Source organism: Clostridium bowmanii, assembly GCF_018861315.1.
In the GTDB taxonomy this organism is placed as follows: Bacteria; Bacillota; Clostridia; order Clostridiales; family Clostridiaceae; genus Clostridium_AD; species Clostridium_AD bowmanii.
Genome location: NZ_JAHLDL010000031.1, coordinates 39,413 through 56,519 on the forward strand (window position 1 = coordinate 39,413; position 17,107 = coordinate 56,519).

At 31.7% G+C, this 17,107-nt stretch carries 15 protein-coding genes and 1 rRNA gene; 2 read left to right on the forward strand and 14 right to left on the reverse strand.

Annotation, left to right across the window (positions count from 1 at the left end; genetic code table 11):
• Positions 1–16: 16 nt before the first annotated feature.
• From murQ to KPL51_RS17935, 4 genes are all read right to left on the reverse strand, one after another.
• Positions 17–922 carry an N-acetylmuramic acid 6-phosphate etherase gene (gene murQ / locus KPL51_RS17920; RefSeq protein ID WP_216164392.1) on the reverse strand — a complete coding sequence of 302 codons (906 nt, stop codon included), beginning with the start codon at positions 920–922 and terminating at the stop codon, positions 17–19.
• A 188-nt stretch (positions 923–1,110) separates the two neighbouring features.
• The gene (locus KPL51_RS17925) at positions 1,111–2,052 is read right to left on the reverse strand and encodes a tRNA dihydrouridine synthase (RefSeq protein ID WP_216164395.1); all 942 of its coding nucleotides are present in this window, start codon (positions 2,050–2,052) and stop codon (positions 1,111–1,113) included.
• Between the two features lie 77 nt (positions 2,053–2,129).
• Complete coding sequence (locus KPL51_RS17930; protein WP_216164398.1) at positions 2,130–2,300, reverse strand: hypothetical protein; 171 nt, start codon at positions 2,298–2,300, stop codon at positions 2,130–2,132.
• A 287-nt stretch (positions 2,301–2,587) separates the two neighbouring features.
• Positions 2,588–3,664 carry a C40 family peptidase gene (locus KPL51_RS17935; protein ID WP_216164401.1) on the reverse strand — a complete coding sequence of 359 codons (1,077 nt, stop codon included), beginning with the start codon at positions 3,662–3,664 and terminating at the stop codon, positions 2,588–2,590.
• A gap of 268 nt (positions 3,665–3,932) precedes the next feature.
• Here KPL51_RS17935 and KPL51_RS17940 point away from each other — a divergent pair, with 268 nt between their 5' ends.
• Positions 3,933–4,130, forward strand: coding sequence for a cold shock domain-containing protein (locus KPL51_RS17940; RefSeq protein WP_216164404.1), 198 nt, complete (start codon positions 3,933–3,935; stop codon positions 4,128–4,130).
• Between the two features lie 174 nt (positions 4,131–4,304).
• Here KPL51_RS17940 and KPL51_RS17945 read toward each other — a convergent pair whose 3' ends face one another.
• The 7 genes from KPL51_RS17945 to KPL51_RS17975 all read right to left on the reverse strand — a co-directional run bounded on the left by KPL51_RS17945 (position 4,305) and on the right by KPL51_RS17975 (position 12,849).
• Positions 4,305–4,688: a DUF1523 domain-containing protein gene (locus tag KPL51_RS17945; RefSeq protein ID WP_216164405.1), complete on the reverse strand. Its 384-nt coding sequence runs from the start codon at positions 4,686–4,688 to the stop codon at positions 4,305–4,307.
• 187 nt (positions 4,689–4,875) lie between these two features.
• On the reverse strand, positions 4,876–5,202 hold the full coding sequence (locus KPL51_RS17950) for a hypothetical protein (protein WP_216164408.1): 327 nt from the start codon (positions 5,200–5,202) through the stop codon (positions 4,876–4,878).
• 225 nt (positions 5,203–5,427) lie between these two features.
• Positions 5,428–7,221, reverse strand: coding sequence for an InlB B-repeat-containing protein (locus tag KPL51_RS17955; protein ID WP_216164411.1), 1,794 nt, complete (start codon positions 7,219–7,221; stop codon positions 5,428–5,430).
• 295 nt (positions 7,222–7,516) lie between these two features.
• Positions 7,517–8,881 carry a peptide MFS transporter gene (locus KPL51_RS17960; protein ID WP_216164414.1) on the reverse strand — a complete coding sequence of 455 codons (1,365 nt, stop codon included), beginning with the start codon at positions 8,879–8,881 and terminating at the stop codon, positions 7,517–7,519.
• Between the two features lie 32 nt (positions 8,882–8,913).
• Positions 8,914–10,713: an aminopeptidase P family protein gene (locus tag KPL51_RS17965; protein ID WP_216164417.1), complete on the reverse strand. Its 1,800-nt coding sequence runs from the start codon at positions 10,711–10,713 to the stop codon at positions 8,914–8,916.
• 42 nt (positions 10,714–10,755) lie between these two features.
• A complete protein-coding gene (locus tag KPL51_RS17970) occupies positions 10,756–11,832 on the reverse strand; it encodes a M24 family metallopeptidase (RefSeq protein WP_216164420.1) in 1,077 nt (358 codons plus the stop codon).
• Between the two features lie 285 nt (positions 11,833–12,117).
• Positions 12,118–12,849 carry an SIMPL domain-containing protein gene (locus KPL51_RS17975; protein WP_216164423.1) on the reverse strand — a complete coding sequence of 244 codons (732 nt, stop codon included), beginning with the start codon at positions 12,847–12,849 and terminating at the stop codon, positions 12,118–12,120.
• Between the two features lie 375 nt (positions 12,850–13,224).
• On the opposite strand from KPL51_RS17975, the gene KPL51_RS17980 reads away from it, so the two are divergent.
• On the forward strand, positions 13,225–13,494 hold the full coding sequence (locus KPL51_RS17980; protein ID WP_216164426.1) for a hypothetical protein: 270 nt from the start codon (positions 13,225–13,227) through the stop codon (positions 13,492–13,494).
• 280 nt (positions 13,495–13,774) lie between these two features.
• On the opposite strand, the gene KPL51_RS17985 is transcribed toward KPL51_RS17980, so the two are convergent.
• From KPL51_RS17985 to rrf, 3 genes are all read right to left on the reverse strand, one after another.
• The gene (locus KPL51_RS17985) at positions 13,775–15,082 is read right to left on the reverse strand and encodes an LlaJI family restriction endonuclease (RefSeq protein ID WP_216164429.1); all 1,308 of its coding nucleotides are present in this window, start codon (positions 15,080–15,082) and stop codon (positions 13,775–13,777) included.
• A 2-nt stretch (positions 15,083–15,084) separates the two neighbouring features.
• Positions 15,085–16,878 (reverse strand): AAA family ATPase, encoded by a 1,794-nt coding sequence (locus KPL51_RS23655; RefSeq protein ID WP_216164432.1) that lies wholly within the window; start codon positions 16,876–16,878, stop codon positions 15,085–15,087.
• A gap of 140 nt (positions 16,879–17,018) precedes the next feature.
• Positions 17,019–17,107 (reverse strand): 5S ribosomal RNA (gene rrf / locus KPL51_RS17995); the annotation flags it as partial.

The window sequence follows — 17,107 nt, forward strand, 5'->3', positions numbered from 1 at the left end:
ATATTCTCCACCTCTACTAAATATTTTTTAAAGCTTTTGCTATATATCCTTTATTTAAGTCTAATTTAATTCTTGCTTCCTCTTTATTAAGCTTTGATAACATCATGAATATCGCTAGCTTAACATCAAAGTCTGTTTTATTTAATACAACTGTTGCTTCTTCAATAGTTATTCCTGTTGCTTCGCAAACTATTAATTTAGCCCTTTGTGTTAATTTTTCATTGGTTGATTTTACATCTACCATAAGGTTGCCATATACTTTACCTAGCTTTATCATAACTCCTGTTGATATCATGTTTAATACTAGTTTTTGAGCTGTTCCTGATTTTAGTCTTGTGGAACCTGTTACAACTTCTGCTCCAACTACTGGTGCTATTGATATTTTTGATACCTCTGAAACTCGCGAATTAGCATTACAAGTAACTGAAATGGTTAATGCTCCTATTACATTTGCATACTCCAGGCCACCTATAACATATGGAGTTCTACCTGATGCTGCAAGTCCTACTATGGTATCATTCTCTGTTATACATTTATTTTTTAAATCTTTAACTGCCAAGTCCTTAGAATCCTCAGCACCTTCCACTGCTCTGAATATAGCTTCGCTACCACCCGCTATAATCCCTTGCACAAGTTCTTCTGGTGTTCCATATGTAGGTGGACATTCCACTGCATCTAAAATTCCAATTCTTCCAGAAGTCCCTGCACCTATATAAATTAATCTTCCGCCTTTATGCATTCTTTCGACTATGCAATCTATAGCTTGTGCTATTTTAGGAAGTTCCTTTTCCACAGCTTCTGCTACCTTTTTATCTTCATTATTTATTTTTTTTACCATTTCTAAAGTTGAAACAGTATCTATATTTATGCTATTATCATTTCTACTTTCTGTTGTTAATTTTTTTAGATTTAATCTATCCATATTTTCTCCTCTGTTAATCAGTATTTTTATTTTGTCTTGAAAACGTTTCATCTTACAACCCTATATTAACATATTTGAAATTTCGTTTCAACCTTTTTCATAAAATATATTATTTTATTTCAGTGGAGGATAAAATAATATAGCCTTCATCTCAAATTAAGATGAAGGCTATTTTATTATCTTCATTTTCAATTTTCTAAAACATCCTGTTCCCTAAATAAGCTTGAAACAGCTTCATCATAATCGCATAATCTTTCTGATTTTTTAATCTTTTTTGCATATTTTGCATTCTCAGAAAACATCGGAATCATATAAAACCATAACTCTTTCATTTTGAATAATACATTCCTATCTCCAAAGAGTATTCCTTTATAATCTTCATAAATTCTATCATGAAAATCTTTTAGTAATTTTTTTTCGAGTTTAATATTATTTGTAATACCATTGATCATTCCAGGATTTCCTAATAATCCCCTGCCAAACATTAAAGTACCTACACTAGGGAATTCAGTGGAAAATTCCTTGTAATCACTGATTGTAAAAATGTCACCGTTATAGCAAACTGGATTTTTGCTTAGAATCAATGCTTCTTTGAAAATTTTCAGATTTGGCTTATTTTTGTAAAAATCCTTTTGAGTCCTTGGATGAATAATAAGCTCTTCTAAAGGGTATTTATTAAATATTTCTATTAAGTCATAAAATTCTTCTGGCTCATCCTTTCCTATTCTGGTTTTTAATGATATTTTTGTTATAGACTCAGAAAATATTTTGTCTAAAAACACATCAAGCTCTTTTCTTTTTGAAAGAAATCCGGACCCTCTATTTTTTGAAACTACAGTTCCAGATGGGCACCCCAAATTTAAATTAATTTCATTATATCCAAGCAGCTTTATTTTCTTTGAAGTATGAATAAAGTCTTCTGCATTATTGGTTAGTAATTGTGGAATCAAAACTAATCCTTGGTTGTTTTCTGGCAAAATATCATTTAATTCTCGTGTTTTAAAACTTTTGCTTTGATTTGCGGGAATAAAAGGTGAAAAATATTTATCTATATTATTGAAAAAAGCATTATGGGCATTTCTATAAATGTACCCAGTCAAACCTTCCATAGGTGCGAAATAAAAATTCATGTATCTAATACCTCCTGTACTCAAGTAGTTTCCTTTGCATCAACGCAAAAATTCATCTCATAAAAATAACAAGGGAATTATTGTCCCCTGTTATTTTTACCAACTAAGCCTCCACCATTACCTGATGATGCGCTTTGTGTTCCATAAATGGCTGCTCGCTTACCATTTTTTTGAGAAGATGACTTTGCTTTTTTTTCTTCAATAATTTTTCTCATCATTTCCATGTTTTTGTTTATATCATTTTTCATATTTTTACCTTCTTTTTTTTATTTTTTTACTATCTTTAAGTACCTTATAAGCGATACCTTCAAATTAATATTCACAATAAATATTTTAAAGGTATGTCTTGTTATTTTACTAATTTATTATACCCCACAAACGTCCCTTTGAGTAGCACCTACAACAAATATAAATTTTAAGCAAAAGCAAAAAAATATAGTAGCTATGATTCGGATTCAAAAGTCCGCATCATAGCTACTATATTGGGGAATTACCTAATATAGCTATGTTAATAATTCTAAGAATATATGTATTTTTACTTTACTCTTCTACCTATTATAAAATCTGATCTTGTCATATCTGAAACTTTTATTACATCACCTGTACTAGGAGCATGTATATATGTATTATCACCTATGTAAATACCTACATGATGAGGATTACCAACACTTCCAAACAACACCAAGTCTCCAGTTTGCAAGTTATTTCTAGCCACTGGCGCACCATCATTTATTTGATCAAAGGTGGTCCTTCCTATAGATATTCCAAAATGTGAATATACATATTGAGTGAATCCCGAGCAATCAAAACCTGAAGGTGTTGTCCCACCCCATAAATATGGTGTTCCAAGAAATTTAGAAGCATAAGCTATTACAGCATTACTTGATAAATTCGCTGACCCTCTTGAAGGTGTATATTTAGCTTCTGATTTGCTTATTTGATTTATTTTTGTCATGCTTTCAGATACTGATTGTGAACTGCTTGTCCCACTTGGCAACACATTATCCTTGCCATTTAGCTCTGCTATTAATTTAGTCTGTTCTTCTTTAGTGGCAATTATCTTGTCCAACTTCTTTTTATCTTCCACATTCAAAGCCAGTAATACATCTTTTGTCTTATTTAAAGTTATCTGCTTATCATCTAATTCTTTTTTTGTAGCTTCAAATTCATCCACTACTTTTTTATCAAACTGAACAATAGTTTTTATGTTTTCTACTCTTGATACAAAATCCCCAAAGCTCTCTGACTCAAGTATAATATTGGTATAACTATCAAATCCATTTATGTACAAAACTCTCATCCTACTATTAAATAATTCTTGTTCCTTTTGTGCTTTCTTTTCTACTTGCTTAATCTCCGCTGAAGATTTTTCTATTGCCTTTTCAGTTTCAGATATTTTAATTTTATTCTCTTCTGTTTTAGCCATACTCTTTTGAATTTCGTCATCGGATTTTTCTATTTTTATTTGGATTTCTTCTCTTTGTGCTTGAATTTTAGTTAGTGAATCACTCTGCTGATTTAGTTTATCATTTGTTGGAGCCGCTAAGGCAGTTCCATTTAAAGTAAAAATTAACGTTAATACAATTGCCATACTTCTTAGGGAATTCTTCATTAGTATATCTCCTTCATTTGTTTAGAATTTAAAACTTATAGACTAAATATAACAAACATTTATGTACTTTTTATGAATAACATCTGTTTTGGAAAACATTACATGAATAATTATTTTGTAATTACAATATAAATCATCTATCTTATTACCAATTTTTGGGATGACCAAAAGGATAAATAATTATGTATATTTTCAAAGAAAATGCTAAAAAAAGTGTATATCATTAATTAAATTGTTAAGGAAATTAAATTTTAGGAGGTTATATTATATGAATGGAACCGTTAAATGGTTTAATGGAGAAAAAGGGTTTGGTTTTATTACAGGAGAGGACGGAATAGATGTTTTTGCACATTTTTCACAAATAAATTCAGATGGCTACAAATCACTTGATGAAGGTCAAAAGGTTTCTTTCGACGTAGTTGAAGGACCTAAAGGTCCTCAAGCAGAAAATATTACTATTATATAGCGATAAATATTTTAACCATTAAATAGGATAACTATTTAATGGTTATTTTTTTAATTGGCAATCCTACAAGTTAAATGCTATTAGTTTAATAATTAAAGTTTTCGCATCATTACAAATTCCATACTAAAAGTAATAATAGCGGTTCTTAAGAACTTAGTGTGCGTGGTTCAATTATCAATCTACTCCTCTAACTCTTACGATATTTTGATAATATGATAATAACGGTATACTCAAGCCATATGCTTTAATCTCGTATTTTCTATTAATTATCAAACCCCAGTACACATCATTTGAATTAATCTTAAATTCTATTAAACTATTAGTATTTTTAAATATCTTTATATTACCATCCTTATTTTGTGTATAAATTAAATAAGTATCGATATTGCCACGTGTTATCACTCTTTTATTTGCAATGGTTACTATATAGGTATCTCTAAAAAAATGTGGAAAGGGCATAATTAAACCTAATAATACAATAAAGATAATTATTAATTTTACAATTTTACAATTTAAAAAATTTCTTTTTCCAAATTGATAATAAATATTTCTCATCATAAAATCTCCTTTATTTTAATAAATCTACTTACTTTAATTGTTACTCCTTTTTCTATACATTAGAATATAATATAAATAAATATTTTGTAAATTAATTTCATTTAACGAATAATTGTTATAAAACCCCACTCCAATAAAAAAAACCCTTCGGTTCGTCAACAAAAACCTCGCGGGTTGTATATTCTCTTTACTTTATATCCAATTCCTTCAATAAGTCTTTTGCATTCTGAACGTCTTTTAGCGGAACTTGTATTTCCATAATATTATTAAATACAGCGACGTTTTTAATTAACTCTCCCTTAATAAAATATCTTATTCCACCATACTCTAACATTGACTTAACTATAGGTATTATACAAACATCACTTGTTGCAGCTATAGTAATAAATTCTACATACTCAAATTCTTCCCTGTCCAATTCTTCACTTGTCAATTCTTCAACTAATTTAATTTTACAGTCCGAACAAAAATCAAAGCCTTCTCTATATTCACATTTACATTTTGGACAAAACATTTTTAATACCCCCTTTTAAAAAAGCAATTTCTATCTCTTTATTTATTTACAAATCTTGTTAATCGCTTATCATCTTACAACTGTATACTTATTCAAGTATACAACATAACAATGAAAATATTCAAATTTTTAACATAGTTATATGTTTATTCTTAGAAATACGGTAAAATATAGGGTAAAAAAGTGTGGATCGTGAACATCATTTGTTCACGATCCACGTTTTTTTTAATTAACCCATATTAATGAACCAGCTGGTATTTTTTCATAATACCATTTTGCCATATCTAATGGCATACGAATACATCCATGAGAAAGTCTTGTCCCTACAGTTGCATCAAAAGTGTTTCCAGAAGCCGTTAGAAGTGTTGAATGTAGTAGGTAATTCCCACTAAACCTTGTCCAATATTTCACTAGAAGTCCTGACTCTGTAGTAAAAGAATTTCCCTTATCTTGAACTGTGAAGAATCCTCTCTTTGAAGGGGTGCTATTATTACCAGATGCACAGGAATATGTTTTGAGTAAAGCCCAGTTTCCTGCACTGCCAGTAAAAACACTAACTCTTTGCCTATTTAAATCCACCCAAGTAAAGTATTTTGTATCACTGATGAAATTGCTTGTTATATTTACATAAGTTTCTAGTTGTTTTTTATCCAAGTATTTCGCATTAGTAGTTGGGTTTTTACCAATAGAGACATTGCTTGAAGAGACCCAAATTTTAGTACCATTAGCTTTCTTAATTAAAAGTTTATTATTGCTTTGATCTAGTATTTCTACTTTCAAACCTGCATATTTTCCATATACACCATTTGGTTGTACTAAATTATTAAAAACAGTATATGTAGTTGTTTTGTTTGTTGCTACAGCCAAATTACTATATACACTTATGTTTCCAATAGTTCGGTATGCCCTTACTTTATAGTAATAAGTTTTTCCTGTTATTAAATTTGAATTTGTGTAATCTAAATGTATCGTTTTTGTTAATAAGCTATAAGTTCCTGTACTGGTAGTAGCTCTATATATTTCATAGGCATTTGCTCCTGCTACAAAGCTCCAGCTAAGTTTAATACCTTTAGAGTTAATCCTAGTAGCCATAACATTTATAGGCAACCCTAGTATTGGTTTTGAGCTTGCAGCAATTGAGTAGTCACTATACACTTTACCACTCGAAACCATCTTATATGATCTAACTTTATAGTAATAAGTGCTATTAGTTACAAGTCCAGTATTGTTATAACTAGTTTTCGTAGTTGTTGAAATTAAAGTGTACTCTCCTGTGTTAGATGTTGAGCTGTAAACTTCATAGCCATCTGCTCCGACTACTGCACCCCAATTAACATTAATGCTGTTATATGAAGAAGATGCGGCTTTTAAACTTTTGGGAATTCCAGGAGCAACAAGTGTCCATTTTGAATATAGTGTTATATTTTCAGTCACTTTATCAGTTGTAAAATCCCATGCATTTAAACATTCAGCTTCTTTGTACCAACCACCAAATACATAGCCTGTCCTTATTGGTGTAGAAGGAGCTTTTATTGTGGCATTATAATATGCAATATCACTTTTTACTGTGCTTCCCCCTTGACTATCAAATTCAACTGTGAGATCAAGTGTAACTACTGGATCTACTGTAAATGAAATATCAGAATAATTATAAGTGCTATTACCTGCATTATCTTGTAACACGACTTTTTCTATATACCATTCTCCCATTAGAATATCTGAAGGAATTGTATATTCTAGTTCGTATTTTTTTGTATTTTCATTATAACTCGGATGTAAGGATATAGTTTGATTCTCCTTCACTCTGCTCCTAATTAATATTACATTATCATTACTATTGGGTGTATCTGACAATGTATTATTTGCCTCTAGCTCAATTTTTATTATATCCCCTATTTTTACTTTTGTTTGTGATAGTGTTATGGTTGGTTGTCCCGTATCAGATGCTGCACTTACAATTAAAGGAATATTAAAAAAGAGCAACATTAAAGATACCGCAATGACTAAAAATTTTTTCAATAAGATCCCCCTCTAGATATATTTTCTAAATTATTTATTAGTGGTTATCCACCTTTACTAATGTGCTATAAACTTTAACAAATAACCCGTAATATTACTTTACTATATTTACGCTTTATTAACAATACATATTATAGTACAAATGTATTGTTTTACTGAATATTTTTTACCAATCTTAAATTGCAAATTAGCCTCCATAATCAAAACTCTCGAGGGTCCGTGAACAAAACCGCAGAAAAAAGATGACTACTGCGCAATGCAGTAGTCATCTCTTATGTTTTAGAAAATAAATCTATTATGCAGACATTTTTGCCTTTTTCGCTGGTTCTTCATCTTCCAGCAGTTTTACAAGCCTTTTGTCAAATAAAAATAGCAATGCTGCGCATACAAACAAAATTATTGGGATAACAACATAGGACTGTATGATGGGGAATTTCGAAGCAAACTCATACAGGTAACCATAGGATTTACCAGCTATGAATGAAGCACAAATCCAAACCCCCATAAGTACAGAGTAAATCTTGTTCGGTGCGTATTTAGTAACAAAAGAGTTACCAAGTGGTGAGAATAGCATTTCTCCCATACTGAGTATAACACCAAATGCGATGATCCAAATGATGCTCGCTTTACCTGCACCTCTTGACATTTCTGCACCTACAAGTGTTAAAAAGGATAACCCAAGTAAACTAAGACCCAGGCCCAATTTTTTAAACAAACTAAGATCCCCTTTAGGCCTCTTAGATAGCCTGAACCACAATATGCCTAGAACTGGTCCCATAACAATACATACAAAGGCATTCAATGAATCGAACCATGAAAGTGGTACTGCAAATCCGCCTACGTTCATGTTGACGAACTGACCACCGTAATCATAAACAGCTAGGTAAGTCAGGTACCAAAAAACCCAGAAAACAACTGAAAATATTGATACCAAGACAATAGCAAAGACCTTTCTTTTTTGTACTCTTGTTAATGGCTTAACTTCGGTTACAATTTTCTTTTCCGTATGCTTGCCCTCTTTGAATGGTTTTTTTCCTACTTGTCCAAGGAATCTCATACCGAACAGGAACCACACAGCATCAATTGCACAAATGATACCACACAGTACGAACGCAGGTCTAAAGCCCTGAACACTACCATGGGCAAAAGTAGTGGCTATAAGAATACCCACAGCTGTTGTTCCGATAAATGATCCGATATTGACAAAGGAGTACTGCACTGAAAATGCTGAATCCAGCTGGCTTTCGTCTTCAAACAAAGCGCCACTGATTGCAGAAACATTACCTTTGAATAAACCTGTTCCGATGGCTACAAGTGCCACCATCACATTCATGGTTACTGCACTAGTTGCAGATCCTCCCACTATATACCCGCCAGCCATTAAAATTAGTCCAACCGGAACACAGTATCTAGCACCAATGTACCTATCGGAAAGATATCCACCAATAATAGGTGCAAGATAAGTAAACGCAACAAGATTTGATTGAATAAGTGCAGCTTCAACCTTTGTAAGACCTAATCCTCCTGTTACCAGTGTAGCAGCAACAAAAAAGAAAACTAGATACTTGGCAGAATAATATGCCATCCTTTCTAACATGAACGCTACACAACAAACATAGAAACCAGCAGGCCGTTTGTTTTTTACTACAATTTCACTCATAATTTTCCCCCTAAACTAATTTTTACTTTTATTTATACTTCTCTTGTATACGACTTTAGCCATGCTCTCTCTTCATTACTCAAGTACTTGGCTAATTTGTCGTATACAAGTTTATGATAACTGTTTAAATACAGTTTTTCATCACGGTTAAGGTCTTCTGCAGCTATTGCATCCAAATCGATTGGTGCATAAGTAACAGCATCAAAGTGCATGAATTGACCAGATTCGTTTTCAACACCTTTTCTGATGATAAGTTCATTCTCTATACGAATGCCATGGGATCCATCAATATAAATTCCAGGTTCATCGGTTATTACCATACCTGCTTCTAATGTTTGGGTTTCATGCTTTGATGGTACGATATACCATCTGAAACCGCTTGGTCCTTCATGAATATTTAGCAAATAGCCAACACCATGCCCAGTTCCGCATTTATAATCCAGTTCAAGACTCCACATAGGTTCTCTAGCCAATATATCCAAGTTATAGCCTTTGCATCCATATAAAAATTTAGCACGAGCCAAATTCATCATACCTCTGGCCACAGCCGTGAAGTGGTGCTTAAGTTCTTCGCTCACCTGTCCAATGGCAAAGGTTCTAGTGATATCAGTTGTACCTTCAAAATAGTTTCCACCAGTATCCATTAATAATAAGTGTCCCTGCGCAAGTTCCACATCCGTTTCAGGTGTTGCCGAATAATGCATCATGGCAGCATGTTCCTTGAAAGCGCTAATTGGTGCAAAACTTTGCCACAAATAACCCTCCTGCTGTTTTCTAAACTCTTCTAATTTTTCAGAAGAACTAATTTCTGTAATTGTAGTTTTTGAGGCATTTGTTTTCAGCCAATACATGAATTTCGTAATGGCAACACCATCTTTAATGTGCGCTTTTTCAATATTTGCAAGCTCCACAGAATTTTTAACGGCCTTAAACAAGATAGTAGGATTATTAGCTTCAATTTTTTTGGTCTGAGCTGGAATGTTCTTATACAGCGCATAATTGATCCTATCTGGGTCGATTAACACCACATCTTCAGCAGTAAATCCCTTTACATATTCATAAATGTCGTTATACTTTCTAAGCTTCACACCATCCTTTGTCAAAGCTTCCTTAATGCTTACATCAAGTCGACTTTCTTCAATGAACAAGTCTACCTTTTCAATTGAAACAACCGCATAACAGAGCACAAGCGGTGAATACATAACATCATTGCCTCTGATGTTAAGAAGCCATGCTATATCATCCAAGGTTGTGATGATATGGTAGCTTGCTCCTAGTTCTTTCATAGTGCCTCTTATTCTAGACAACTTGGACAATCTGCTTTCGCCTGAATACTTTTCCTCAAGAAGAAAAACAGGTTCATTTGCTATCTTAGGTCGACCTTCCCATACCATATCAACGAGATCATAATCATACTCAATGGTAACATTCTTATTGGCAAGTCCCGAAACAAAATCTTCCCCTTCTTGCATCGCCATGAGACGTCCATCAAATCCAAGTTTCCCATTATTATTCATTTCAGCTTTTATGTATTCAAGTACAGTAGGAACTCCTGTGTTACCCATCTTAAAGAGCTCAATTCCACTACCTTCAAGCTGATGCTCGGCTTGAAGAAAATACCTTCCATCCGTCCAAAGACCTGCTTTGTCTTTTGTAATAACCGCCGTTCCTGCAGAACCAGTAAAACCAGTTACATAAGATCTTGCCTTAAAGTATTCTCCTACATACTCGCTTTGATGATTGTCTGCAGATGGAACAACATAAATATCTATACCCTTTTCTTCCATAAATGCCCTCAGTTTTGAATTTCTTTCTTTTACCCTTTCACTCATTTTTTTACATCCCCTTCATAAAATTTACATTTCCCCAATATTCTATTCTACAATAATTAAATCTTTTGTGTAATGATTTAATACTTCACAGCCATCTTTAGTTACAATTACCAAATCTTCTATACGAACTCCTACATCTCCTGGCAAATAAATACCTGGTTCTATGGAGAATATTTGTCCAATCTGAACAATATCAGTATTAACAGAAGAAACATCTCCGAAATCATGAACCTCAATACCTATTGAATGTCCCAGTCTATGAGTAAAGTATTTTCCGTAACCTTTTTCTGTTATATAATCTCTAGCAGCAGCATCTATATCGCAAAATCTAACCCCTGCTTTAACTTTCTCAATTCCTCTTCTGTTTGCTTCTTTCACAATTTCATAAACTTCTCTACTATGGTCTGATACACTTTTGTAAAATACAGTTCTAGTCATATCTGAGCAGTATGAATCCATCTTACACCCGATATCAATAACTACACTATCTCCTGGTTTTACTTTTGACTTGTCCATTACATGATGAGGGTCTGCTGCATTTGCACCATATCCTATAATTGGATCAAAGGAATGGCCTTCAGTTCCCATATTATCCCATATTTCCCCAAGTAGTTTTCCCATTTTTATCTCAGAATGCTTTTTAGGCACAAGCTTTATCATATCACCCATAGCACTATCATTTAATTTTGAAGCTGCTCTCATTAATTCTTTTTCATTTTCATCCTTACACATTCTTACTCTGTCAAGAATTTCAGATCCATTTACAAATGAACTTCCTCCCTTTAACTGCATTAGCTTTATTAAGAAATGCGCAGGCCAGTTTTTATCTATACCCATTGGGCTTTCTTTATCAATGTTATCAGCAAGAATTTTCACTGGACTTTGAGTGTCATTAAACCATATTTTTTCCACACCTAAATCTTCACTTATAGGAAATAACTCATTAATAAATAATTTGTTCTTTCCATTTAAGTTAATATACAGTGCGAGCATTCTCTCTCCTGAAAAAATCCATTTTCCTGTAAGATAAAATATTGCCGATGAATCAGAAACTATCATTTGAGGTATTTCCTCTTTTGTCATAATCTTTAGAACTTTATCAAGCCTTTGCTGTATCATTAAAAACCCCTCCTAAATATTTTATTTATAATGTTCTGAAAATTGTAAAATTTATATTTTCATCTTATCATAATAATTAAACCATGTATACGATTTTTTTAAGTAAAAGTGTAATTAGTTAAATATAACAATATTTTTTTTACTTGTATCATAATAATTTCAATATAGTATACATTAAGTATCTTAAACATGCTGAATGAAATAAGTTGGTATATTGATAAGTTTCACTAAAAAAAGCCGATAAATTCCTAAGAATTATCGGCTCTATTATTATAGATGTAATTATTAATATGTGTAAACTAACCCTACTGATGCTTTTATTTCCAATTCTCCTGAAGAAATATTTGTCTTTGATGCTTCTGATTTTACACTGTCCATGGCAGAATATAGTATTGGAGGATTGGACCCGCCACTAGTCTCATTAATCTGTGATGGTAGACCTATCTTAATTTCAAACTGTTTTGCTAATGTATCAGCTTTTGCTTTTGCTTTAACTGTTGCATTTTGCAGGGCCTGTAGATAATATTTATCCGGATCAGCTACTGTAAATCGAATATTAGAAACTGTGTTCGCTTCATTTGCTGTAACTGCATCAATAAATGCTCCAACTTTTGATATATCTCTTATTGTAATTTCCAGTGTATTCATTACTCTATACCCTGTAACAACGGAAACTTTATCCTTCTCAGAATATGTCTCAATGGGATAGATTGTATACTGTGAAGTCTTAATATCTAAATCTGCAATCTTGTTTTCTTTTAGAACTTGCATAACCTTATTCATTTTTGTTGTGTTTTCTTGTTGAGCCACTTTTGAGCTTTTATTTTCTGTTTGAACACCGACATTAATATAAACCATATCAGGTTTCACCTTTACTGTGCCTTCTGAACTAACTGAAATTGTTTTCTGTGGCAATTTGGTCTCATCGGCAATAGCCGTTGGTGAAAACCCACTTGCTATTGAACCAAATATAAATGTAAATGCTAAAGCAAATATTAACATGATCTTTTTACTCATTTTAAACCCCTCCTAACCTATTTAATTATCTTACTCTTATTACGTAAAATATAAACAATAAGTTACGGTGACAGAGGAAATTTATGAAATTATTACTTATTGTGAAAATAAAATATGATACAGTATTTAAAGAAGTAAAAATTTACTTTATACACAAATTCAATTTATTAATCACAAGTTCTAGTTTACCTCAAACAATATTATGTAATTAAAAATTATTGATGAGGTGTAATTATTGAAAACATATTTAGATAATCCTATGCAAGGAATGCCGCAAATGACGGATATGCAAAGTATTATCACATAATGCTTATGCATCAAATGATGTATATGCAAATTATGTACCTTATGATGATTATGCAGGAGATGTACAAAATGATGAATGTGGATGAAAAATATAAGATGATAAATATGAATATGCGAGATGATAATAGGCAATTTCCTATTTCAATGCTAGTAAGTTTAAAACAGCTCTCGCCTAATCAAATTCAAATTAGCTACGATAGAGATGTTGATGTAAGGTTAGCAATGAAGCCAACTAATTACTGGATCAAAGATACAATTAATGATATACCCAAAGGTATATCTACACTAGGTAAAAATAATAGTGTTAATGCTACAAATTCAGTAATATGGTTAGCATAGAGCCGAAAAGCGGCTCAACAAAAACATTTATATTAACTTTCAATGGAGCTATTCAAAGAGGATCCGAATATATGCTAATAATTTGTTATGTAACAGTTAAAGGAGCACCTCCTTACAGTGGAGATAATGGCATGGCTACTTTTACTGGTAATTAAAAAATTACAAAATATATAGTATATTGATAAAATCAATATACTATATATCATCTTTCTTTGTCTAAATATGAACGAAGTCAAATAACAACACTGCCCTATAAAATTAAAATTTTGTTTGTATCTTTCTATTTTATTAGTTCAATTTTCAAATTCAGGAATTTTTCAATATTAAGTTTTTTACTATTAGTATATAAATCAAAAACCTTGTGTGCTGGTACTGAAAATAAAGTTATATCTTCAAGATCTAAATCTTTTAAAAATTCAATTGTTACTTTTCCTAATTGTTTCATCTCTTTTTCCTGCGAAGGGAAAAGGAAAATATTTTTTACGCAAGCAAATTTCTTTGACTTAATATATTTATCAAATGCTAATTGATATAAATATTGCTTTGTCACATCTTCAACTCCAGGTTTACCACTTAGTATATCCTCAGTTAATTTAATTGAATAATACTTAGCATCAGATATAACAAAAGAGTCTTTTGTTATGCTAATAATATCTGGAATTAAAGTTGACGCTTTGTGCACTTTACCACTTAACGTCGTCCATTTTGGCGGTGCAATTAGTTTCTTAACAGCTTCATATTTATTGTTTAAAACATATCCGCATGTCTTTTCCCAAATCACGTGGAAACTACGAGTTCCATAAAAACTAATTGTAAAATTATCAATTTCCATTTCTTCATTAGATATAAAAGATGACATGGCTTTAAGTAATAATTGTTTTCTATTTATAAATTGAACATTAAGTTCGTTATTAATTCTATAAATAATGCTCTCAGTGTTTCCTAATCTCTCCTCATCAACTTCAAAATATATAGGCTTAAACCCAAGGAATTCAAATAATCCCAAATAATTCAATTTTTTTGTGCATTTATTTAAAATATATGAATGTAACTGCCTAAAATAATTTTCTTCGTCACTTTGTGTTGAATTAGTATAATACTCTAAATAAACTAATTCTCCCTCATTTATCAAAGGTTGTACTTCATCTATTGTTTTTAGCCAGTCTATTTCCTCATCACCATTGAAAATATAAATGCTTTTTTCATTAGAATAAAGGCCATTTTCAAAATAATCATTTAGCAAAAAAAGTATTACTGACAACATATTATAAGAGTTTTTAGAATCTATACTCCCAATACTTTCAAGTTCATCTACATCCAGATTCTCCCGCTTACTATATTCTCCAAATAGCTCTAATAGCTGCTTTGCAACTGTTTTCTCACCACTGTTTTTCGCATATTTAGGCAAACAAAACAAGACTCTCTCTTTGATAATTAAAATACCTACAAACTTAAAACAAAACATATCTTCTTCGGTTTTAGTTAGAATTCGTTTATCCAATAGCTCTTGAATAGTATTATCGTCTAAAAACAATTCACTCTTTAAGTAACTTTTATTATATTTTTTCAGTTCTCTAGAATAAATCATCCTTATTCATTCTCCGTTGAATATTCTTCTGAATTCCCAGCTATAAGACTAAGTGCACTTTCCTCACTAGGTTCACCTGATAAAGAGACCATAACATCAAAGTCAAATATTTCTTCACCCTTTTTATATGTTTCAACTACTTTTGAAAATGTATCAAGCTGCGATTTAAACAACTTGCCTTTTCTATGTTTAAGAACATCCTCGAATAGGTACATAAGAAGTTTACTCTTAAAAATTTCATCAATTGATGAAGATTTTAATTCCTTTTCACTCAAAAAGAATGGTCCAATAAGTTTATCTTCATTTATACCTGCACTAATCAATCCATTATTTATTTTAGTTCTAAGCATATCCCATTTTATAGTACCATATGACTTCAAAGTTATTTCACTGTTTTTAATTTTTGCGCTTCCTTCATTAATCCCTATATATTCAAAATTCCATCTCCTTTTGAATGCAGAATCCATAGGTAATACACCTTGGTCGGCGCTATTCATAGTTGACCAAATATACATATTCCTTGGAATTTTAATTGTAGTAACCTCTTCAGCAGTAAATTCCCATTTCTTAATTAAATAGTCTCGCATATCTTCTGATGTTGTTATTTCATATTCACTTATTCCTTCATCATTTCTATCAAGCAATTGAAACACATCACCAAAAACTGCTGCTGCATTAGCACGATTAATCTCCTCAACTATTAGCAAATAATTCTCACTATTTCCATTCTTAATACTCTTTTGTGCTTTTATCCAAGTACGTAAAAATGGACCTGGTACAAATTCATAGGATACATATTCTGTTCCATCTATTCTCAACTTTGGTTTTGGTTTGTAATTCCCAACAAATTGAGCATATGAGTAGTTAAGGTAAAATGTAACACGCTCATAATTTTTACCAAAAACCATTCTCTCCTCTTCAATCTTATAACTTTTACCTGTACCTGGTGCGCCAAAAAGTATTCTATTATATGGTTTATTTATAACATTTAATACAATATCATCTGTAATAGTATTAATTAAACTTTCCTCTTGTACTTCCGCCAAGAGTTCATTATTTAATGGTGATAGTTGCTTTATTGTTCTTGAATACTTAGATACAATGAAATCTGTTAATGCTGCACGTTCAGTAAGGTCTTTTAGTATCCCTACTTCACGAAGCAATTGTATAAATTTCCAATCTCCGTATACATTGATAAAGTGGGCTTTTTCTTGTTTTTCAAGATTTGGCGGCAAATCCACTTGTATATTGTCTTCACGGGCTTTTTTTATTTCTATAATTATATCTGAATAAGCATGTTTTAAATCATGCATTCTGTACATTAAATATACAAATTCATTTTTAGTGACATAACCTAATTCATATGAGGCTTTTATAAGTACTTTAGGTGGCTCCACATCTGAACTAGTATCAGAAGTTGCATAATTATTACGTCCAAAGGAATAGTTACAAATAGCATCCATAATTGTATCTATTTGTGCTTCCTTATTATCAGACAAACAAGCTTCATAAAAACGTTTCCCGGATTCGGTAATTTTGCCTTGTCTTCCAGCTAAACCATTTTCACTCTTAAATAGATATTTAATTAGTCCAAAATACCTTGCAGTTCTGGCTTTATGTATTATCATTGCTTCATTTGTATTAGAATCATACTTGTTGTCAAGTAATAAAAATTTCACTTTAAATTCATCGTTAGAAAGCCAGCCATTTGCCTCATAGTATATTTTTAATGCACAAACTGCAATATGAAGTCTCCCATCACCTTTTGGCATAACCAACTTTTTTATAATTGCCACATATATCACCCCTATATTTTAGTTATTGCTTACTATTATTGTATACTAAAAAAACAGCCCTTATTGGACTGTTTTTTAATAAAAAGAAGTGAACTTTTACCACCTGCGTAAAACACAGTTAAGCTAAAAATTCATATATTACCTGGCGATGACCTACTCTCCCACAAAGTTACCCCTGCAGTACCATTAGCGCATTGAAGCTTAACCTACCTGTTCGGTATGGGAAGGG